General features: G+C 70.8%; 1 protein-coding gene. It reads right to left on the reverse strand.

What is annotated here, in order from left to right:
• The coding region (locus H926_RS33580; protein WP_158442014.1) for an ABC transporter substrate-binding protein at positions 1 to 281 on the reverse strand (281 nt) is incomplete at both ends.

Raw genomic sequence — 281 nt, forward strand, 5'->3', positions numbered from 1 at the left:
TGGGGGAAATCGGCACGCGCGCGGTGTGGCGCAGCGCCGCCAGCGCGGGATGGAACAGCAGGCGGTCTTCCTGCGGCGCGGCCTGATCGGCCAGGGTGCCGCGCGGGGTGCCCACGGCCATGATCACGCGCGGCGGATCGGCCAGCATGCGCTCCAGCGACAGGCGTTCGGATTGGCCCAGGCCGCGTTGCGCACTGAAATTGGCAAAGCCGGCACGCATCATCAGGTCTGATGCCAGGGTATTCTGGCCCGGCACCAGGCCGCCCGGTTCCCACAGCACG

The organism is Novosphingobium sp. B-7 (assembly GCF_000410615.1).
GTDB classification, from domain to species: domain Bacteria; phylum Pseudomonadota; class Alphaproteobacteria; order Sphingomonadales; family Sphingomonadaceae; genus Novosphingobium; species Novosphingobium capsulatum.